Origin of the sequence: Streptomyces flavofungini, assembly GCF_014650815.1 — a bacterium.
Lineage (GTDB): Bacteria > Actinomycetota > Actinomycetes > Streptomycetales > Streptomycetaceae > Streptomyces > Streptomyces flavofungini.
This window is the reverse complement of record NZ_BMVR01000014.1, coordinates 237,668-258,316: the sequence shown is the minus strand read 5'-3', so window position 1 is coordinate 258,316 and position 20,649 is coordinate 237,668. Positions and strand designations below refer to the sequence as shown.

The following is a 20,649-nucleotide window of genomic DNA, read 5'->3' as shown; positions in this document are numbered from 1 at the left end:
CCCCGGCGGAACTGCGCTCCTACCTGGCCGACCGCCTGCCCGCACACCTGGTGCCGTCGGCGTATCTGGCCCTCGCCCGCATCCCGCTGACCCCGAACGGAAAGGTGGACCACAAGGCGCTGCCGCAGCCCGACTTCGCCGTCGCGGCGCCCTACCGCGCCCCGCGCACTCCCCAGGAGGAGATCCTCGCGGGCGTCTTCGCCGGTGTGCTCGGCGTCGACAAGGTCGGCATCGACGACAGCTTCTTCGACCTGGGCGGCCACTCTCTCCTCGCCACCCGCCTGGTCGGCCGCATCCGCGCGGTGCTCATGGTGGACGTGCCGATGCGGGTGGTGTTCCAGTCCCCGACCGTGGCGGAACTGGCGCGACACCTGACCGATGGAGCCGAACCCACCGGCCGCACCGACCCGTTCGGGGTGGTGCTGCCGCTGCGGAGCGGTGGCAGCGGCACACCCGTCTGGTTCATCCACCCGGGCCTCGGGCTGTGCTGGCCCTACTTGGGCATGGCCGCCCAGCTGGGCGACCGGCCGGTCTACGGCATCCAGGCCAGGGGCTTCGACGGGGCGCCGCTGCCGGAGTCCATGGAGGCTATGGTCACCGACTACGTGGAGCAGATCCTCAGCGTCCAGCCGGACGGGCCCTTCCAACTGATCGGGCACTCCATCGGCGGCACCATCGGGCAGGCCGTCGCCGTGGAACTCCAGCGCCGTGGCCACGAGGTGCCGTTGCTCGCGATCCTCGACTCCGTGCCCAGCGACTGGTTCGCCCGACAGGCGGCGCCCGACACGTCCGAGGCGCGCGACGGCATCAGGGACTACCTGCTGTCCTCGGGCGCCGACGACGACGCCGACCGCGAGCGGCTCGTCGAGAACGGCGCCACGATCCTGGTCGAACACGTCCGCATGACCCGGGAGTTCAGCCAGCCCCGGGGCTACCGCGGGGTCACGCTGTTCTTCAACGCGGCCCTCAACAGCGACGAGTCGTACGCACCGCTCTGGGCGCCCCATGTCGCGGGGCCCGTGCACGCGTACGACATCCAGGCCACGCACATCGGCCTGCACGAGCCGCGGCCCGGCGCCGAGATCTGCGCGATCGTCAACCGTCACCTGAAGGAGGAGCCGGTCACCGACCACTGACACGTTGTGGGGCGGGGCCGTAGCCGCTGAGCGGTTACGGCCCCGCCCCCTTGCCCGCACCGGCCGCCGTGCCTGTCGACACCAGGCGGAACCGCGGCTGAGTCTCTGAGCGTCTCGGTCCCGTACCCCTCGCTGATCTTTTGTGCTGGGTGCCGGGGGCTTGAGAGTTCGTGCGGTGTCGTGGAATGGGGCAAGTGGAGATGGCGTCGCTCGCGGGGCTGCTGGGGGAGTTGAAGGAGCGGTCCGGACTCAGCTACGGAGAGCTGGCCAAGCAGCTCGGCATCGGTACGTCGACGGTGCACCGGTACTGCAACGGGGATGCGGTGCCCACCGAGTTCGCGGTGGTGCGGCGCATGGCCCGGATCTGCGGGGCGACGCCGCGGGAGCTGGTGGAGGTCCATCGGCGGTGGGTGCTCGCGGACGCGTACCGGGGGCGGAAGGGGGAGTCCGCGGCGGCCGGTGCTGCGCCCGAGTTCGAGAGCGCCTCGCGGCCCGCCGTGTCGGGCGCCCCGGATGCCGCTGCCTCCAGCGACGCGCAGACCACTGCCTCCAGCGACGCGCAGACCACTGCCTCCAGCGACCTGCAGCCCACTGCCTCCAGCGATCGACAGGCCGCTGCCTTGAGCGCCCCCGAGCCTGAGCCCGAGACCCTGTCGAGCCCGGGCTCCGTGCCCCTCACGTCGCCACGGCCCCCGACCCGCAGGCGGCGGACCCTCGTCCTCGCCGCCGCCATTGCCGCCGTCGTCGCGATCGGCTCCGCCGCCCTCGCGATGAGCGGCAGCGGCGACGGCGACGGCGACAAGGACAAACGGATCGCCCGGCCCACGGCCCCGCCGGACCTGAGCGCCTCGCCGTCCGATCCGCCGGGAAAGAGCGCGGACGCAGACAAGGACAAGCCTCGCCGCAAGGACAGAGACGAGGGCAAGGACAAGTCCGAGGGCAAGCACAAGTCCGAGGGCAAGCACAAGTCCGAGGGCAAGCCCCACGACAAGGGCGAGCCCAGCGGGACCGGCAAGAAGGGCGCGCCCTCCGCCCCGGGTTCCCGGAAAGGGAACTCGGCGCCCGGCACCTCGCACGGCGGCGGCACGGGGCCCGGCTCCGACGGCGCGCAGGGCGAGGCCCCCGACGCGGCGCTGACGGCACGCACCAGGCCGTACGCCTACCACTACCAGGCCGACTGCTCGCAGAGCTTCCTGGTGCACCGCGGTCCGGGCGAGGTGCCGGAGCCGCCCGCGCGGCAGGACGTGCCCGCCTGGGTGGGCCAACTCGGTGCCGTCGCGGTCGGCGAGCAGTTCGTCGAGGTCACCCTGCAGGGCACGGGCAAGGACCCCGTCGTCGTGAAGGACATGAACGTCCGTGTCCAGGGCACGGGTGCGCCACCGCCCTGGAACAACTTCCTCGTCGACAACGGCTGCAGCGAAGCGGTGGAGACCAAGTCCTTCGCCGTCGACCTCGATGCCGCGGCGCCGCGCCTCACGCCGAGGGAGGGCCAGGGCGACTTCCCGTACCACGTCAGCGAGAACGACCCCCTGGTCTTCTACGTCGGTGCCCGGGCCGAGAAGCGCGACGTCCGCTGGTACGTGGAAGTGGAGTGGTCCCACGGCGGTCGGCACGGGACGCTCCGCATCGACGACCAGGGCAAGCCGTTCCGCACCAGCGGCCTGGGGGGACGGCCCACGTACAGCTGGGGAGGTGCGGGTGAGTGGCTGCGGGGCGCGCAGCGGGACGGGGAAGAACCGCTGCCGGGTGCGGGCGGCTGAGCCATGGGGGCGCATCGCCGCTGGTGAGCGAGTTGATCACTGTTTGGCGACGGTATCCGGGGATGCCGTTGCCGAGTGCATAGGATCGCCCGCATGGCACTGCGACCTGTTCAGGTGAACTTCAAGGCGCTCGATGACCAGGCGATCGGCCGGTTCTGGGCGGAGGCGCTCGGCTGGAGTCTGTCCAGCGAGGCGCCCGGCGTGGCCAACGTCGAACCCGGCGGCGACTTCGTCTGGCCGGACGCGGCCGCCGTCTGCATCGACGTCGTGGCCGTAGCGGAACCCAAGACGGCAACGAAGAACCGCGTCCACATCGATCTCGCCTCCACCTCCGCGGACCACCAGGCGGAGTTGGTCGCGCGCCTGCGGGCGCTGGGGGCGACGCCCGCCGACGTGGGCCAGGGCGACGTGCCGTGGACGGTCCTCGCCGACCCGGAAAGCAACGAGTTCTGCGTCCTGGAGCCCCGGGAGATCTACCGGGACACCGGGCCGATCGCCGCGGTGGTCGTCGACTGCGCGGAGCCGCGGGCCATGGCCCGGTTCTGGGGCGAGGCGATCGACTGGACCGTGCACGAGGTGACCGACGACCATGCGGTGCTGCGCTCCGCCAAGGGTGTCGGCCCGTATCTCGAGTTCCTCCGCAAGGGCGAGAAGACCGTGCCGGACCGCGTCCACCTCGACCTGCTGCCGTACCCCGGCGACGACCAGGAGGCGGAGGTCGCCCGGCTGCGGGCCCTCGGCGCCACCGACCTCGACCTGGGCCAGGGCGACGTCTCGTGGCGGTGCCTGGCCGACCCGGACGGCCACGAGTTCTGCGTCCTCGGCCGCTCCTCCTGACGCAGGCCCTCGCCTGCTCGGCCCGCCGGTCATCCGGCAGGCCGGGCGGGAACGCGCGGCACTACTTTCTGAAGCGCTCGATCAGACGCGCGTAGCTGTCGTTGGCATGCCCGTTTTCCACCGCCTTGTGCATACGGCCGAGGGTGGAGCGGGGGAAGCCGGAGTCGATGCTCCGCGCCTCGCTCTCACGGATCAGGTCCGTCGTCCGAGCCGGAGCGTCGGCTGACAGCGGTCGTACACGGCGTCAGAGCCACCGTAGAAGATCACGGTCTCGGCTCCGCCGCAGCTCGGCTCCCTCGGCCACCAAGGCGTCGGCCTTCTCCGGGAGACGTCTTCGTACCTGTCGGAGGTCGGGAACCCCTGTATCGGGCATCCCCGCCTCTTTGGCCGTACGGACAAAAGGAGCCCGGGATTTCTGGACGGGCGCCGCATGCACGCGGTCAGAACAGGAGAAAGACTGCGCGCAAGCCGCTCGCAAGGAATTTCACACGGCAGTCGCCGCAGTCCTTGGCACGAGGCGGAATCCCATCAACGCCGCACGCATAAGCACGGTGAAGGAGACATTATGCGAGGCAAGGCGAGTGCTGTCTTGGCCTTGGCGTTCACGGCCTCTCTCGTGGCGCCGACCGCCACGTCGACCGCGACACCACGGTGCGACACCAAGCCCGTACAGACCGCATTGAAGGCACTGGGCAACGTCGGGGCGTCCGGCATCAGCGTGACGGTGAAAAGCCCGCGCTGCGGCGTCTGGAACGGCGGTGTCGGCCTCGCCGACCTCAGGACGGGCCGCAAGGTCGTCGGGAACGAGCACAGCCGTATCGCCAGCGACACCAAGACCTGGGTGTCGACGGTCGTGCTGCAGCTCGTCGGCGAAGGCAAGATCAAGCTCGATGACTCGGTGGACCACTACCTGCCCGGCCTGATCCGCACCAAGGACTACGACGGCCGCAAGATCACGGTCCGGCAGCTCCTGCAGCACACCAGCGGCCTGCCCGACTACCTGGAAGGGCCGGACTGGGAGGACCTGGAAGAGCACCGCTGGGACCACTTCGAACCCTTGGAGACGGTCGAGCAGGCGCTGCGGCTGCCCCCGCCCGAAGACCGGACCCCGGACGGCTTCTCTTACTCCAACACCAACTACAACCTGGTCGGTCTGATCGTCACCGAGGTCACCGGGCGCAGCATCGGCACCGAGATCGAGCAGCGGCTCATCAAGCCCCTCGGCCTGCGCGGCACCTACTGGCCCGGCGACTGCGTCACGCTCCGCAAGCCCGATCTGCGGGGCTACGTGGATCAGGGCGGGAAGCTGGTGGACAAGACGGAATGGAACGTCTCGGCGGCCGACGCGTCGGGTGCGCTGGTCTCCACCAGTGCCGACGCGACCGCGTTCTGGACCGCGTTGTGGTCCGGGAAACTCCTTGCTCCGGCCCAACTGGCCGAGATGAAAAAGACGATTCCGGATGACCTGGGCGAGGGCTACGGCCTGGGCGTCGAGCGCTATGAGCGCACCCCGGGCTTCGTCACCTGGGGCCACAGCGGCTATATGGAGAGCGGCCACAAATTCAGGAACGCCGTCACCGAGGACGGCCGCCGGGCCGTGACGCTGATGGTCGGCTCGGAAAGATTCAACTCGGAAAAGGTGGATTCCATCATCGAGAAACTCATTCACGACATCCGCTGACCGGGTTCTGCCCTATTCGGTGGCGCACGGAAAGCGTGTACCGGCCAGGTTTACCAGAACTCCCGCCAACGCCGGTTGAGAGGGGCCCTTGCCCATGAAAACGCCATTTCCCGAGCCAACCGTGGAAGCAGCCCCCAGCATGACCGAAGAGACGGCGGTGTTCAGCTCGGACGGCACCAAGGACGGTGCCGCGGACAGCACGTCCGTGCAGGGGCGCTCCCTGGGCCGGATCGCCTGGGAGCGCCTCAAGAGCGACAAGCTCGCCCTCGCGGGCGGCATCGTCGTCCTCCTCCTCATCGTCGTGGCCCTGCTCGCCCCGGTGCTCACCGCCCTGGTCGGGCAGGACCCCGAGACCCACCACGAGGACCTGATCAACCCGCTGTTCGGCACCCCGACCGGCTCCCTCGGCGGGATCAGCGGCGACCACCTGCTGGGCGTCGAACCGGTCAACGGCCGCGACATCTTCGCCCGCATCCTGTACGGCGCCCGGATCTCGCTGCTCGTCGGCTTCCTCTCGGCCGTGGTCGCGGTCGTCCTCGGCACCGTCCTCGGCATCCTGGCGGGCTTCTTCGGCGGCTGGGTGGACACGGTCATCAGCCGCGTCATGGACGGACTGCTCGCCTTCCCGCAACTGCTCTTCATCATCGCGCTGGTCTCCGTCATGCCGAACGACATGCTGGGGCTGACCGGGTCCAGCGTGCGCGTCTTCGTGATGATCCTCGTCATCGGCTTCTTCGGCTGGCCCTACATCGGCCGGGTGGTACGCGGCCAGGCACTGTCCCTGCGGACACGGGAGTACGTCGAGGCGGCCAGGTCACTGGGTGCCGGGCGCTTCCACATCCTCTTCAAAGAACTGCTGCCCAACCTCGTCGCCCCGATCATCGTGTACACGACGATGATGATCCCCACCAACATCCTGACCGAAGCGGCACTCAGCTTCCTGGGCGTGGGCGTCAAACCGCCCACGGCCTCCTGGGGTCAGATGCTCTCGCGGGCGATCGACTACTACGACTCGGACCCCATGTACATGGTCGTGCCCGGCATGGCGATCTTCATCACGGTCCTTGCCTTCAATCTCCTCGGCGACGGCGTGCGCGACGCGCTCGACCCGAAGGGCTCCCGCTGAACTGCGGTGACCCCAGCGGCCCGTGGCACTCACACGGTGTTTCCCATCAATTCCGGAGGAACCGAGATGGCGACTACCCAACGCACCCCAGGGCGGCGCAAGCAGATCATGGCCGCTGCCGCGGTGGTCGCCGCCCTGCTGACCACGGCGGCGTGCGGCGACAGCAAGGAGGGCGGGGCCGGTTACGACGCCGCGAACAACAAGGTCCTCAACGCCAGTTCGCACAAGGGCGGTGAGCTGAAGTTCGCCGGTTCCCAGGACGCCGACTCCTGGGACACCACACGGGGCTACTACGGCTTCGCCTGGAACTTCATGCGCTACTACAGCCGTCAGCTCCTGTCCTACAGGACCGAGCCCGGCAAGGCCGGGGCGGAGCTGACGCCGGACCTCGCCACGAACGCGGGCAAGATCTCGAACAACGGCAAGACCTACACGTTCGACCTGCGCGACGGGATCACCTGGGAGGACGGCAAGCCGATCACCTCCAAGGACATCAAGTACGGCATCGAGCGCCAGTGGGCGCAGGACGTGCTGTCCGGTGGTCCGGTCTACCTCAAGGACGTCCTCGACCCCGAGGGCCGGTACCCGGGCCCGTACAAGGACAAGTCCGCCGACAGACTCGGCCTGAAGTCGATCGAGACGCCCGACGACAGGACGATCGTCTTCAACCTGCCCCGGGCCAACAGCGACTTCGCGCAGATGCTCGCGACGCCGTCGGCCTCCCCGGTGCGCCAGGACAAGGACACCAAGTCCAAGTACGCCCTCAAGCCCTTCTCCAGCGGCCCGTACAAGTTCGCGTCGTACGCGCCGGGCAAGAGCCTGAAGCTGGTCCGCAACACGCGGTGGAGGGCCGCGTCGGACCCGATCCGCAAGGCGTACCCGGACACCATCAGCGCCAAGTTCTTCGCGAATGCCAACGACATGGACCAGCGCCTGATCAACGGCGACTACCACCTGGACATCAACCAGACCGGTCCGTCGCCGCAGGGCCGCACCACCGCCCTGAAGCAGCACAAGGGCAACCTGGACAACCCGCTCACCAGCTACATCCGGTACGCGGTCTTCCCGCGGAGCGTGCCGCCCTTCGACAACATCCACTGCCGCAAGGCCGTGATCCACGGCGCGGACCACGTCTCGCTGCAGAACGCGCGCGGCGGCCCGCTCGCCGGCGGCGACATCGCCACCAACATGCTGCCACCGTCGATCCCGGGTGCCGAGGGCCAGAAGTACGACCCGTACGGCATCGCCGGGAGCGGCAAGAAGGGCAACATCGCGAAGGCCAAGGAGGAACTCAAGGCCTGCGGCCATCCGAACGGCTTCCGGACCACCATCGCGGTCCGCAACAACAAGCAGGTCGAGGTGGCCACCGCCGAGTCCCTCCAGGCGTCGCTGAAGAAGGTCGGCATCCGGGCCGAGATCGACCAGTACGACGGTGCGCAGACCGCCGGCATCGTCGGCAGCCCCGCCAACGTCAAGAAGAAGAAGTACGGCATCGTCGTCGACGGCTGGGCGCCGGACTTCGGCACGGTCCAGGGCTTCGGTCTGCCGCTGTGGAGCAGCAAGTACATCCTGCAGAGCGGCAACAACAACTTCGCCCTGATCAAGGACAAGGCGATCGACGGACTCTTCGACTCCTACGTCAAGGAGCTCGACCAGGCCGGGCAGGCCAGGATCGCCAAGGAGATCAACCACAAGGTGATGGCGGGCGCGTACTACCTGCCCTTCACCTTCGAGAAGTTCCTCAACTGGCGGTCCCCGAAGCTGACGAACGCCTACACCTCTGACGGCTTCAGCGGCATGTACGACTTCGTCAACCTCGGCCTGAAGAACGCGAAGTAGCGCCATGCTCGCTTACCTCACAAGGCGGCTGTTCGCCGCCGCGGTGATGCTGGTGGTCATCATCATGGTGGTCTTCTGCATCTTCTTCCTCGTCCCCGAATGGGCGGGCGTGGACATCGCGTCCAGCTTCGTCGGCAAGCAGGCCGACCCCGGCGCCGTCGCGGCGGTGCGCGAGAAACTCGGCCTCGGCGACCCGATCCACATCCAGGTCTGGGAGTTCTTCAAGGGCATCTTCGCCGGCCGCACCTACGCGGCCGGCGGCGAGGTCACCCACTGCGCGGCGCCGTGCTTCGGCTACTCCTTCCGCAGCGAACAGGCCGTCTGGCCGGTGCTCACCGACCGCCTGCCGGTGACCCTGGGACTCGCGCTCGGCGCCGCCGTGCTGTGGGTGATCGTCGGCGTCGCGGCGGGCGTGCTCTCCGCGCTCAAGCGGGGCAGCCTCTGGGACCGCGGCGCGATGGTCGTCGCCCTCGCGGGTGTCTCCCTGCCGATCTACTTCACCGGCCTGCTCTCGCTGGCGGTCTTCGCCTTCGGCCTGAAGTGGCTCAACGCGCAGTACGTGCCGCTCGGCGAGAGCTTCACCGGCTGGCTCGGCGGCATGATCCTGCCCTGGATCACCCTCGCCTTCCTCTACGCGGCGATGTACGCCCGGATCACCCGGGCCACCATGCTGGAGGTGCTCGGCGAGGACTACATCCGCACCGCCCGCGCCAAGGGGCTGCGCGAGCACACCGTCGTCGGCAAGCACGCCATGCGCTCCACGATGACGCCGCTCCTCACCATGCTGGGCATGGACCTCGGCGCCCTCATCGGCGGCGCCATCCTGACCGAGTCGACGTTCAACCTGCCGGGCCTCGGCCGGGCGGTCCTGGACGCCACCCGGAACCAGGACCTGCCCATCGTCCTGGGCGTCACCCTGATCACCTCGCTCGCGGTGCTCCTTGCCAACCTCGCGGTGGACGTCCTGTACGCCGTGATCGACCCCCGAGTGAGGCTCGCATGACAGCCTTCCTGGACGTGCGCGACCTGAAGGTGCACTTCCCGACCGACGACGGCCTGGTGAAGTCCGTCGACGGGCTCAGCTTCCAACTGGAGAAGGGCAGGACCCTCGGCATCGTGGGGGAGTCCGGCTCCGGCAAGTCCGTGACCTCGCTCGGCATCATGGGCCTGCACACCGCCGGCCAGTACGGCAGGCGCAAGGCACGGATATCGGGCGAGATCTGGCTGGACGGCACCGAACTGCTCTCGGCCGACCCCGACCACGTACGCAGGCTCCGCGGCCGCGAGATGGCGATGATCTTCCAGGATCCGCTGTCCGCGCTGCACCCGTACTACACGATCGGCAAGCAGATCGTGGAGGCGTACCGGATCCACCACCGCGTCGAGAGCAAGGCCGCGCGCCGCAGGGCCGTCGAGATGCTCGACCGGGTGGGCATCCCGCAGCCGGACAAGCGCGTCGACTCCTACCCGCACGAGTTCTCCGGCGGCATGCGTCAGCGCGCGATGATCGCGATGTCGCTGGTCAACAACCCCGAGCTGCTCATCGCGGACGAGCCGACCACCGCCCTGGACGTCACCGTGCAGGCGCAGATCCTGGACCTGATCCGGGACCTGCAGAAGGAGTTCGGCTCCGCCGTCATCATCATCACCCACGACCTGGGCGTCGTCGCCGAGCTGGCCGACGACATCCTGGTGATGTACGGCGGCCGCTGCGTCGAGCGCGGCCCGGCGGACGAGGTGTTCCACGAGCCCCGGCACCCCTACACCTGGGGCCTGCTCGGCTCCATGCCGCGGCTCGACCGCGACCAGCAGGAACGCCTCATTCCGGTCAAGGGCTCCCCGCCCTCCCTCATCAACCTCCCGTCCGGCTGCGCCTTCAACCCGCGCTGCCCGTACGCCGACGTCCCCAAGGACGACGTCACCCGCACCATCCGCCCCGAGCTGACGGAGGTCGGCGGGCGGCACTGGGCCGCCTGCCACCTGTCGGCCGAGCAGCAGAAGCGCATCTGGAACGAAGAGATCGCGCCGCAGCTGTGAGCGAGAACTCCAAGGACGCAGCCATGACCATTTCCGAGTGGAGCGACGGTGCCGCCCCTGCCGGGTCCGGCGGGGCGGCCCCCGCCAGGCCCCCGGGTGACGCCCTGCTGAAGGTGACGGGACTGCGGAAGCACTTCCCGATCAAGAAGGGCCTGTTCCAGCGGCAGGTCGGTGCCGTGCGCGCGGTCGACGAGCTGGACTTCGAGGTCTGGCCGGGCGAGACCCTGGGCGTCGTCGGCGAGTCCGGGTGCGGCAAGTCGACGATGGGCAGGCTGATCACCCGGCTGCTCGAACCGAGCGCAGGGACGGTCGAGTTCGAGGGCACGGACATCACGCACCTCGGCGTCGCCGGTATGCGGCCGCTGCGCCGGGACGTGCAGATGATCTTCCAGGACCCCTACTCCTCGCTGAACCCGCGCCACACCATCGGCACCATCGTCGGCGCCCCCTTCGCGCTGCAGCACGTCTCGCCCCGCGGCGGCGTCAAGAAGGAAGTGCAGCGACTCCTCTCGGTGGTGGGGCTCAACCCCGAGCACTACAACCGCTACCCGCACGAGTTCTCCGGCGGCCAGCGCCAGCGCATCGGCATCGCCCGCGCGCTCGCCCTCAAACCGAAACTCGTGGTCGCCGACGAGCCGGTCTCCGCACTCGACGTGTCGATCCAGGCCCAGGTCGTCAACCTGCTGGACGACCTCCAGCAGGAGCTCGGGCTCACCTACGTGATCATCGCGCACGACCTCTCGGTCGTCCGGCACGTCTCGGACCGGATCGCGGTCATGTACCTCGGCAAGATCGTCGAACTGGCCGACCGGGACTCCCTCTACAAGGCCCCGATGCACCCGTACACCAAAGCCCTGATGTCCGCCGTCCCCATCCCGGACCCCCGCCGCAAACACGCCAAGAACGACCGCATCCTCCTGAGCGGCGACGTGCCCTCCCCGATCTCCCCACCGAGCGGCTGCCGCTTCCACACCCGGTGCTGGAAGGCGACGGAACGCTGCGGAACGACCGAACCACCGCTCCTTGAGCTGCTGCCCGGCCGGCGGGTGGCCTGCCATCACCCGGAGAACATCGAGGCCGAGGCCGCTCGGGGCGGGTGACCCGCCGACCAGGCCAGGTTTTCGGGCCGGTCCGGCATGGCGGCAGGCCGGTGGCGCGACGGGCCGGGATGCTGAGGGCCGGACCAGGCAGGAGGGACCGTGGACGAAGCCAGCCCCCAGGGAGCCCGCAGTCCGGCGTTCGCCGGTGCGGGCCGTGACGCCTCCAGCCAGTCGGGGGTCATCGGCATCGCGCTCGGCGCCGTGTTGACGGCCATGCTCGCGCAGGGTTCGTGGCAGTGGTTCGCCACCTACATCGGGGTGACGCTGCTCGCGGTGCTCTTCACCCTGTACCGGATGCCGACATGGACGCCCGGCCTCCGCTGCGCGTACGTGGGAACCTGACGGCGTATTCGCTGGTCGTCGGCCTGTGCGCGGCCATCGCGCTGGCCCCGATGCTGCAGCGCTGGGCGTGGCTCTTCCCGATGCCGGGCACGCGCGACAGGTGTCCCGCCCTCGGCGCCTACGCGAAGCTGCGGACGGAGGCGGCCCTGGCCAAAGCGGCCGACCGTGACGGTGCCGCGTTGGCCCAGGCGCAGGACGTCCAGAGCCATACCGCCGTCGCCGACTGCCTGTCCGCCACCACGACCCTGTGGCTCCCGGTCTACGCGGCCGCGGTGGCCGTGCTGGTGGCGCTGGGCGCGTGGTCCGTCGACCGGGTCCGGGCGCGCGACAAGACGGCCGCGGCCGCCCGCTGACTCCTCGGGGCCCCTTGGCGCGGAATCGCGGATCGCTGGCCGATAGGCATACCTGTATGACTCGTTGGAGTGACAGCGTCGGGGGATCGGTTTTCTGGCTCCTGCGGCGGGCAGTCCGTGGGGCGGCACGCTGTTGACGTGAGACTCGGCCTGTGGGGTCCGGTATCCGGCGTCGAGCGGCTCGCCAGGGGGTGGCTCGGTGAAAGTCGGGGACAGGCGTCGGTTCCGGCGCGATCCGCTGGCGTACCTTGAGGACCTCCGTCGCCGCAGCACGACGGGTCTGATTCCGCTTCCCGGGGGCGGCTGGTGCGTCACGGACGCCGAGCTGGCGCAGACGTTGCTTCGCAGCCCGGACTACAACACGGGCAGATCCGGCTTCTTCGGCGAACTGTTGCCCACGCGCCGCGCGCAGATCGACGTCGGCCACGCGGTACGTGACGTGCTGCGGGCGGGCGTGCCGCACTACCGCGCCGCGCTCACCGAGGCGGTGGCCGCGCTCCCGGCCACCAGCCGCTGGCCCGACGCCGGGACCCTCCTGGTCCACCACGGCCTCGAAGACCTGCTCCTGCACCCCGAAACCCCCGCCGCCACGCGCACGTTGATGCGCCGAGCCGCGCTCGGGGGCGTAGCGGTGCGCGCACCGCACGTCTGGCAGCGGGCCCGCGCCGAGGTCCTGCGCCCCAAGCTGGCCACCGCCCTGACCGAGCAGGTGCGACACCGCCGGGAACGCGGCGTCGGCGAGCCGCGCGACGTACTGGACGCCGTGCTCAGCGCCTGCCCTCCCGCCGAGGCGGCCGACCGGACCGTGGCCGATCTGCACCTGATGCTGTTCCGGGCGGTCATGGCCCCGCTCAGCGCCTCACTGGCGTGGTCGCTGCTCCTCGCCTGCCTGCACCACGAACCCACCTCGCCCTGGCCGTGGCCCGCCGACCACGTCGTACGCGAGGCACTGCGGCACCGCCCCATGGCCTGGATGCTCGGCCGGGTCCTCCCACACGCTGTCAAGATCGGCGGCACGGAGTTCCCGCCCGGCGAACTCCTCTCCGTCAGCCCGTACCTGCTGCACCACGACGTGCGCCACTGGAAGGACCCGGACGCGTTCCAGCCCGACCGCTGGGCCGGACCGGGCCTGTACGGCCCCTTCATCCCGTTCGGCGCGGGCCCCTTCACCTGCGCGGGCGCGGCGGTGGCGCACACGCTGATCAGCGAGTCGCTGACCGCGCTCTCCCACGACGCCCGCCTGGCCGTCACCGGCGGAGACACCCGACCGGCCATGGCCGAGGGCAACGTGCCACGACCGTTCACGCTCCACCGCACGCTCAGGCCGCCCACCGGACACGACATCGCACACGACACGGGAGGGAGGTGAGAACCACATGGCCACGATGCGTCGCATCTTCACCAACCAGCCCGGCCGCCGCTGGTACTGGTACTAGGAACCACAGCTCACCGGCCCGGACGTCACGCCGACGTCCGGGCCCACCCTTGCCGTTCGGCTGCCCGCCGACCGCATTCTCATTCGCGCAGGCACCACTCGACGAACCCCGCGACGCTGGGGTCCACCTGCCCGCCGTCGTCCGCCACCGCCGCCGTGCAGAAGAAGCGGACCTCGCCGAACTCCAGGTCCATCGTCTTGAGCAGGTTCCGCAGCCCCAGTCGCTCGCACAGCCACTTCCGGGTGGTGTCGCTGTCGTCCGGGTGGTCGGGGAGCAGCGCGGCCCGGCCGGTCAGCAGGTCCCTCTTGCTGACGGCGACGGCGAGCCGCGCCTTGTCGAGGCGGGTGCCCATCGTGCGTACCGTCTGCACCGCGCGCGCGAACACGTCCTCCGGGTCGACCGTCGAGGCCAGCGTCCGGTCCACCTGCGGGCGCGCCGGGTCGAGGCGGGTCCAGAACGCGTCGACGGCCATCGGGTCGAGGACGAAGACGAAGGTGCGGGCCTCCCGGACGTAGCGCAGCGCGTCGGTCTCCTCGCGGTTGACGAACCGCTCACCGGCCGTGTCGAAGACGTGCACGAGGCGCTCGGCGCGGCCGTTGCCGAGCACGAACGAATGGGCTCGGGGCAGCGTCTTCTGGGTGGGGCGGGTGTGGCCCTGGATCTCCAGGACCTCGTTCAGGACCTGCTGGTTGGCGGTCGACTCGGGGTCCGCGAGCCGCAGCGCGGGACCGCCGCCGGCTGCCGTGTCCTCCAGTGACTTCACCATCGCCGCCATCAGCTGCGTCTTGCCCGCGGCCCGGCCGCCGATCAGCGGCAGGATCAGCTCGGGCATGTGCCCGGCGTCCGGGTTCATCGGCTTGCCGCAGTTCTCGTGCACGCAGAAACCGCTCAGCCGGGCGTCCCGGCTCATCAGGAGCAGCAGCGTCGGGATGCGCTGGTCGCAGGCGCACCGGCGCCGGAACAGGCCGAACGTGCCCGGGCGGATGTCCGGGTGCCGACGCCGACAGGTGGGGCTCGGGCAGTCGTACGCCGGATAGGGGACGCGTTCGAAGCAACTCGGGCACAGCATGCCCCGGGGCAGCCCGCGCACGATCATCACCAGCCGGTCGGTGGCCCGCAGGGTGAGCGCGGTCAGCCGGGCGCCGACGGTCAGCAGGCCCACGCCGAGGGCCTGGGCGCCGAAGAGCACGCCCCACAGCGGGACCGTCACGGCGGCGCCGATGCCGAGGCCCAGGTAGAGGGTCAGGCCGTACGGGATCGAGGCGGCCCGGTGCATGGTCGGCGCGGTGAACTGGCGGGCGGCCACCCGGCGGTAGGCGTCGGTGACCTGGCGGACGTACAACCGTCGCGCCTGGGTGAGGAGTTGCCGCAGATCGCGGAGTGCGGGGCCGAAGAAGTAGTTGGGGTGGGCCAGTTCGTCGGCGGGGCGGTACGGCGGGACGGTCACGAACTCGGGGGTGCGCAGGCGCAGCACGCCGTTGAGCAACTGGCAGTAGCGCCAGAGCAGTTCACTGACCAGGGCGGAGCCGCGCAGGACCGCGATCACGGGCGCGACGAACAGGTAGAGCGCGAGCAGGACCAGATAGATGGCGGGGACGATGAGGTAGAGCAGGATCTCGGCCATCGGGGCTCACCCCTCTTCCGGCCGGGGGCCGTCCGAGGACCGCCGCTGGCTGAGCTTGCGGCCCCACTTCTTCATGCGGCCCAGGCGGTGCTCGGCGTACTCCTGGTAGGCGTCGGCCAGCCGCGTGTCGTAGGGGCGGAGCGCGCGGGACAGGCGGTCGAGAAGCTCGGACGGCCAGTGCTGGGCGATGTGCAGGCGCAGCGTCTGGACGATCTCCAGATGGGCCTGCGGCAGCGCGGCCCGTGCGTCGTTGATCGCGATCACCCCGGTGACATGGCTGAACAGCACCTCGTCGACGTGGCTCGACGTCACCGCGGCCCGCTGCACGGCGCGCAGATAGCTGTCGGCCAGCGAGAAGTCGAACGCGCTGATCTCCGTGCGCAGTCGGGCCGGATCGGCGGGCAGCGTGAGCATGGCGGGCACCAGCCGGTGGCGCCTCAGGGCGCGCGGCGCCGCCCAGGCTTCGATCTGCGAGATCCGGAACACGCGGGCGAGCGCGGTGGCCTCGGTGGCCTCGCGCAGGGCCGCGTCCAACTGGAGGGTGACCTGCACGCAGTCCTGGGTGACCACCCGCAGCCAGGCGAAGCGGGCGGGCGCGGAGAGCGTCTCGCACAGGATCAGGCAGGCCCGCAGGTCGTCCTTGCCCCGGACCTCCTGCTTCACCGCGCGGTCGAACCACTCGTCGACCGCCCCGCCCACCGGCTGGTCCGACGGCAACCGGCGGGCGATCTCGGTCGCCTCCTCGTGCGTCCAGGCCGGTGACGGACCCCGCCACAGCCCCCGCAGCAGCTCCACGTCCGGCGCTGCCTCGCCGCGTACCTCCAGGATCTGGAACAGCAGGTCGACCGTGCGGGCGGGCTCCCGCTCGGCCTGCGCCACCCAGTAGTGCTCAAGCAGCCGGGTCCGCCGACCGAGGTCGCGTTCGCTCAGCAACTCGGCCGGGAACTGGGCGAACAACTGCTCCTGGCCGCCCCGCTCGTCGAGGACCTCCTGGACGGCCGTCGCAAGAGCGGCCCTGAACTCCGGCAGGGTGTGCACGAGTTGGGTGACCTCCGCGCGCAGCCCGCGGCTCGCGTCGGAGGCGCCGAGCAGGGCGCGGGCCAGGTCCAGGCTCATGTTCGTGAGCAGCTCCGGCGGCGGGGTGAGCCGCGCGCCCACCGCCCACAGCAGCAGCCGTACCCGCTGACGGCTGGTGGCGGCCTCGCCGAGCAGCCGCTGCCACAGGGCGGTGGCCCGCTGCCGCTCGGCGGGATGGGTGAGCGGCACCGGGCCCGGCGCGTTCTCCACACCGGTCACATAGGCGCGGATCCGGGACTGGTGGAGCTTGCCCTCCAGCTCCTGGTGCAGGGCCGCGTCGCCGCCCGCCGCGGCCGCCGCGCTCAGCGCCGCGAGCTGGTCGTCGTCCAGGTCCCGGTGCCGGTGGTGGATGGCCGCCGCCACCGCCGCCCGGCGCGGCCCGAGATGTGCGGCGCCGGGCAGCCAGCCGATCACCGCGCGGACGTCGGCGTCGGTCAGCTCGATGCCGCCCGCCGCCGCGGCCGCCGCGACCGGCGCGTGCCAGTCGCCGAGCGCCCGCTCCTGGCCGTGCGTGTACTCGGCCGTCCAGGACCACAGCGAGCGGATCGAGCCGACCCCGATCCGGGTGAGCAGCCGGATCAGATGGTGGGTGGGCACCACGTCGGGGAAGCGGCCCGCGCGGAAGTCGAAGACGGTGTACGACTCCTCGTCGTCGGGGCCGAAGCCGGTGTGCGCCTCGGGCACCGTGCCGATCAGGTGCAGTCGGCTGCGGGTGGGCCGAAGGAGGTAGGTGGCGAAGGTGAGGGTGCGGGCCAGCGGGGGCGGCAGGAGGTAGGAGACGGCCGCGAACCAGTGGGCGACCCGGTCCGTCGTCTCGTCGATCACCACGACCGAGCCGTCCTCCGCGAGCGCCGCGAACACCGCGGCGAGGAGGGCCGGGAGCTGCTCGGCGTGCGGGTGGGCGCGCAGGAACGCGTGCGCCGAGCGGGGGGACAACGGGCCGCGCGGCAGGGGCGCGGGCAGCTCCGGGATCTCGGTCGTGGCGGCGACCTGTGTGGTCCACACCGGGGAGTCCCACAGCTCGATCGCGAGCGGCCCGCCGCCGTCCCGCGCGTACGCGCCCTCGACGGGCGGGCCCTCGCTGTGCAGGGCGTGGGCGAAGTAGTTGCCGAAGCGGCGCGCCGAGTCGCGGCCGACGTACCGCACGCACAGCGTGGTGGCGCCGCCCTGCCGGTCCCGGGTGTGGCACAGGTTCACCGGGCAGCGCGCGAGCAGCTCGGGGGCGTCCGACTCGAGCAGGGAGCGCGGCGGTTCGTACCCGGCCAGGCCCTCGACGCGGTGCCGGGTCTCCGCCGAGACCTGCGCGCTCACCGCGTTGAACTGGAAGCCGGAGGAACCGCTGAGCCCGTGCTCGCAGGAGGTGTAGTAGAGCTGCTGGAAGCCGCTCATCCGCGGCCCGCCTTCGGCACCGAACCGAACTCGCTCAGCAGCCACAGCAGCGGATCCGCGACCCGGTAGGGCTGGATGCCGGTGGCGGCGACCCGCGCCTCGGGCGTGGCGCTGCGGCCGAGGGCGGAGACGCCGAAGTAGCGGTAGCGGGCGAAGGTGTTCTCCAGGGACTGGTCGATGGGCACACCGTCCCACTCCTTGAGCAGCTGGCGCACCTCCTCGTGGACGCTGAGGCTGTCACCGACGTCGAACCGGCCGCGCGCGGGCGCGTGCGACCGCAGCGGGCTGCCGTTCTCCATCAGGTGCCAGAAGGCGTCCATCTTGGAGAAGACCACCGCGATCGGGGTGTCGATCTTCGCCGCCTTGCCGCCCTGCGCGGCGAGCAGCATGCCGCTCACCCGGCTCAGCACGTTGATCGGCGGATCGATCCCGTCGGTGCCGGGCAGCGCCGTGCCGGGCGCCGCGTTGTCCCTGGCACCCGGCATCTGCAGCGGGTCGAGCAGCAGGATGATGCCGTCCGCGTTGGTCAGGTAGCGGGTGTTGAGCTCCACGCTCTCGCGGCTGTTGAAGTCCTCGCCCGCGGTGTCGAAGAAGGACAGCACGCTGTGCTGCGGCCGCTCCCGGAACAGCACCTTGCGGCGCAGGCCGAACCGGAACACCAGCGGCTCCACCCGGTTGGCGTTGGTCGTCGCGGTCTGGGTGGGCGGGAACATCTGCCGGTCGCGGTAGAGCCGGTCCTCGTACTCCGAGCTGTAGCGGCGCATGGTGGTGTCGTCCAAGCCCATGAGCGAAGCCCCGTAGGCCTCGCCGACCTGGTTGCGCATCTCGTGCAGCAGTACGGTCATGTAGATCGTCTTGCCGGAGGAGCGCGCGCCGACCATCGCCACCAGGCGGTTCTCCACCATCCCGAACTGCACCGGCAGTTCGACGTGGCAGACCGGGCAGACGCGGTACGTCGTCTCGCCGTCGCAGTCCGGGCACACCGCCGTCGACTTGCGGCCGTCGGCGGCGAAGTCAGGGCCCACGTCGTGGCTGGGGCGCTTGCCGAAGCGTTCGTCGAGCACCGGGTCGCGGCGCCGCTGGCACTGCTTGCGGGTGCGGCTGAGCCGGCTGTTGCAGCGGAACCGGATCTCGCGCGCGGCGAAGGTCTCGTAGCAGTAGGGGCAGGTGAGTCGTCTGGCCATTCAGGTCACTCGCAGCCGGTGCAGCGCCGTAGGGCGGATGTCGATGGCGTGGTCGGGGTCGGGGACGTCCGCCGGGAAGCAGACGAGCCAGGACGGGCCTCGGGTGCCGGGGAGCGGGAACTCCACGGTGAGCGGAGTACCGGCGGAGAGGCGTTGGGCCGGGACCACGTGCAGGACGGTGCCCTCGGCCGTGCTGGTGGGGCGGTAGCGGCCGAGGCCGTGGACGATCCGGAGAGCGGGCAGGTCGCAGCCGGTCCGGGTGGTGAAGGTGACGGTCGCGACGCGGGCACCGGTGAGGCGGCGGCGCAGCGAGGGCTGGTACTCGACGATGGGCGGTTCGGCAGGGACGCGCAGGGAGGCGGCGCCCTCGGTGTCGACGGCCGGGTCGGGGACCAGGGCCTCGACGGTGAGGGTGACGGCGCCCCGGCCGAGGCGGAGGTCCAGGCCGCCGTCGTGTTCGTAGACCCGGCGCTGACAGCGGATGTCGCCGTCGCGATGGCCGTCGCCGGTGGCGGTCACGTCCTCACGACGCCAGCGCACGCGCGCGGTGAGCGCGGAGTCGGGCCACGCCCAGAGGACGAGGAGGTGGTCGTCGCGGCGGATGGCTTGGAGCTGGGTCACGGGGACGGAGCGGAGGGAGGCCGGGGTGGGGGTGGTGGCGGTGGAGGTGGTGGAGGTGGAAGAGGCGAAGGGTGATGAGGGGGTTGGGGTCGGTTCGGGCTCTGGCTCTGGTTGGGGTTGCGCTTCGGGGCCGGGGCCGGGGCCGCGGCTGGGGGCGGGCTCGGGTTTTGGTTCGGGGCCGGTTGCCGGTGCGGGTTCGGGGCCGGATTCCGGATCGGGCTCGGGTGGTGCGGCCGGGGAGACCGGCTCCTCGCGGGCTGGTGGGGGTTCGTCGCGCCCACGGGGCGGCGCCGTACGCGGCACGGCGCCGAACCCCTGCCGGGCGCTGTCGGCCGGGGACGCCGCTGGTTCGGGGTCTTCCGGCAGCGGGTGCCAGGGGCGGGGTTCCGGGTCCTCCAGGGGAGGCGGGAAGCGGGTCGTGCTCGCCGGTGCCGGGCCGGTGGCAATGCGGAGGAGGCCGAAGTCCTCCAGGAGCAACAAGCCCCGCACGACGGCCAGTTCGGGGGTGGTGCAGCGGACCGTCAGGCCCTGGGCCGCGGGGAGGTTCTCGATGTCCGCGCGGCGGGCGGGCGTGCTGTAGAGGTCACCGGAGAGGAGTACGGCGTCCGGGCTCGCCCCGGCCAGTTCCCGGGCCAGCGCCGACAGGGCGTGGTCGGCGGCCAGTTGTTCCGTGCGCGTGGTGACGACGCGCACCGTCAGGTCCGGGGTGATGGCGAGCACCGTCAGGTCCACCGCGGCCCCGGTCTGGTCGGCGACCAGGACGGTGCGGAGCACGCCCTCGTCGATCGCGCCGTAGTGCAGGGCCGCCGCGACCGGCTCCGGGACGACCCGGTGGACGTGGAGTCCCACGTCCTCGGCGGCGCGGCGCAGCCGGGCCTCGGCCTCGCGGTCGGCGGACGCGGGCAGGGCGAGCACCGCCTGCGTACCGGCGGCTCCGGCGAGCACCGCGTCCGGCCCCGTGGCTTCGGCGAGGAGCGCGGTCAGTGCGGCTGCGGGGTCGGCGACTCCGTCCGTTCCGGCGAGGTCCGTGACCGTCACGGTCGGGCGGCCTTCCGGGTCGAGTCGGCCGACGCGGGCGGTGCGGTGGCCGATGGCGATGCCGAGCAT

17 protein-coding genes are annotated in these 20,649 nt (G+C 71.0%); 12 read left to right on the top strand and 5 right to left on the bottom strand.

Going from position 1 to position 20,649, the window contains the following annotated elements:
* From IE274_RS31355 to IE274_RS31345, 3 genes are all read left to right on the top strand, one after another.
* On the top strand, positions 1-1,136 hold a 1,136-nt coding region (locus IE274_RS31355; RefSeq protein ID WP_190119302.1), incomplete at its 5' end, for an alpha/beta fold hydrolase.
* A gap of 185 nt (positions 1,137-1,321) precedes the next feature.
* Positions 1,322-2,896 carry a helix-turn-helix domain-containing protein gene (locus IE274_RS31350; RefSeq protein ID WP_190119301.1) on the top strand — a complete coding sequence of 525 codons (1,575 nt, stop codon included), beginning with the start codon at positions 1,322-1,324 and terminating at the stop codon, positions 2,894-2,896.
* 93 nt (positions 2,897-2,989) lie between these two features.
* A complete protein-coding gene (locus tag IE274_RS31345; protein WP_190119300.1) occupies positions 2,990-3,733 on the top strand; it encodes a VOC family protein in 744 nt (247 codons plus the stop codon).
* A gap of 61 nt (positions 3,734-3,794) precedes the next feature.
* On the opposite strand, the gene IE274_RS40460 is transcribed toward IE274_RS31345, so the two are convergent.
* Entirely contained in the window at positions 3,795-3,929 is a 135-nt protein-coding gene (locus IE274_RS40460) for an imine reductase family protein (RefSeq protein WP_372447151.1), read from the bottom strand.
* A gap of 369 nt (positions 3,930-4,298) precedes the next feature.
* Between IE274_RS40460 and IE274_RS31340 the strand changes: the two genes are divergently transcribed.
* The 9 genes from IE274_RS31340 to IE274_RS31305 all read left to right on the top strand — a co-directional run bounded on the left by IE274_RS31340 (position 4,299) and on the right by IE274_RS31305 (position 13,580).
* Positions 4,299-5,414 (top strand): serine hydrolase domain-containing protein, encoded by a 1,116-nt coding sequence (locus IE274_RS31340; protein WP_229909931.1) that lies wholly within the window; start codon positions 4,299-4,301, stop codon positions 5,412-5,414.
* 94 nt (positions 5,415-5,508) lie between these two features.
* Positions 5,509-6,540 (top strand): ABC transporter permease, encoded by a 1,032-nt coding sequence (locus tag IE274_RS31335; RefSeq protein WP_190119299.1) that lies wholly within the window; start codon positions 5,509-5,511, stop codon positions 6,538-6,540.
* A 66-nt stretch (positions 6,541-6,606) separates the two neighbouring features.
* Complete coding sequence (locus IE274_RS31330; RefSeq protein WP_229909930.1) at positions 6,607-8,379, top strand: ABC transporter substrate-binding protein; 1,773 nt, start codon at positions 6,607-6,609, stop codon at positions 8,377-8,379.
* 4 nt (positions 8,380-8,383) lie between these two features.
* Positions 8,384-9,382, top strand: coding sequence for an ABC transporter permease (locus tag IE274_RS31325; RefSeq protein ID WP_190119298.1), 999 nt, complete (start codon positions 8,384-8,386; stop codon positions 9,380-9,382).
* Positions 9,379-10,416, top strand: coding sequence for an ABC transporter ATP-binding protein (locus tag IE274_RS31320; RefSeq protein WP_229909929.1), 1,038 nt, complete (start codon positions 9,379-9,381; stop codon positions 10,414-10,416). The genes IE274_RS31325 and IE274_RS31320 overlap by 4 nt, the downstream gene beginning before the upstream one ends.
* A 23-nt stretch (positions 10,417-10,439) precedes the next feature.
* Positions 10,440-11,516 carry an ABC transporter ATP-binding protein gene (locus IE274_RS31315; RefSeq protein WP_190119297.1) on the top strand — a complete coding sequence of 359 codons (1,077 nt, stop codon included), beginning with the start codon at positions 10,440-10,442 and terminating at the stop codon, positions 11,514-11,516.
* Positions 11,517-11,615: 99 nt separating this feature from the next.
* Positions 11,616-11,858: a hypothetical protein gene (locus IE274_RS39755; RefSeq protein ID WP_229909928.1), complete on the top strand. Its 243-nt coding sequence runs from the start codon at positions 11,616-11,618 to the stop codon at positions 11,856-11,858.
* A complete protein-coding gene (locus IE274_RS31310; protein ID WP_229909927.1) occupies positions 11,819-12,211 on the top strand; it encodes a hypothetical protein in 393 nt (130 codons plus the stop codon). Before IE274_RS39755 ends, IE274_RS31310 begins: the two co-directional genes overlap by 40 nt.
* A gap of 199 nt (positions 12,212-12,410) precedes the next feature.
* On the top strand, positions 12,411-13,580 hold the full coding sequence (locus tag IE274_RS31305) for a cytochrome P450 (protein ID WP_190119296.1): 1,170 nt from the start codon (positions 12,411-12,413) through the stop codon (positions 13,578-13,580).
* Between the two features lie 146 nt (positions 13,581-13,726).
* On the opposite strand, the gene IE274_RS31300 is transcribed toward IE274_RS31305, so the two are convergent.
* From IE274_RS31300 to IE274_RS40125, 4 genes are read right to left on the bottom strand one after another with little or no spacing between them, the layout of a single operon-like run.
* Entirely contained in the window at positions 13,727-15,271 is a 1,545-nt protein-coding gene (locus IE274_RS31300; protein ID WP_190119295.1) for a TRAFAC clade GTPase domain-containing protein, read from the bottom strand.
* A 6-nt stretch (positions 15,272-15,277) separates the two neighbouring features.
* Positions 15,278-17,737 (bottom strand): GTPase-associated protein 1-related protein, encoded by a 2,460-nt coding sequence (locus IE274_RS31295; RefSeq protein ID WP_190119294.1) that lies wholly within the window; start codon positions 17,735-17,737, stop codon positions 15,278-15,280.
* Positions 17,734-18,921, bottom strand: a complete 1,188-nt coding sequence (locus tag IE274_RS31290) for a TRAFAC clade GTPase domain-containing protein (protein ID WP_190119293.1) — start codon at positions 18,919-18,921, stop codon at positions 17,734-17,736. Before IE274_RS31290 ends, IE274_RS31295 begins: the two co-directional genes overlap by 4 nt.
* Entirely contained in the window at positions 18,922-20,649 is a 1,728-nt protein-coding gene (locus IE274_RS40125) for an Hsp70 family protein (RefSeq protein ID WP_190119292.1), read from the bottom strand.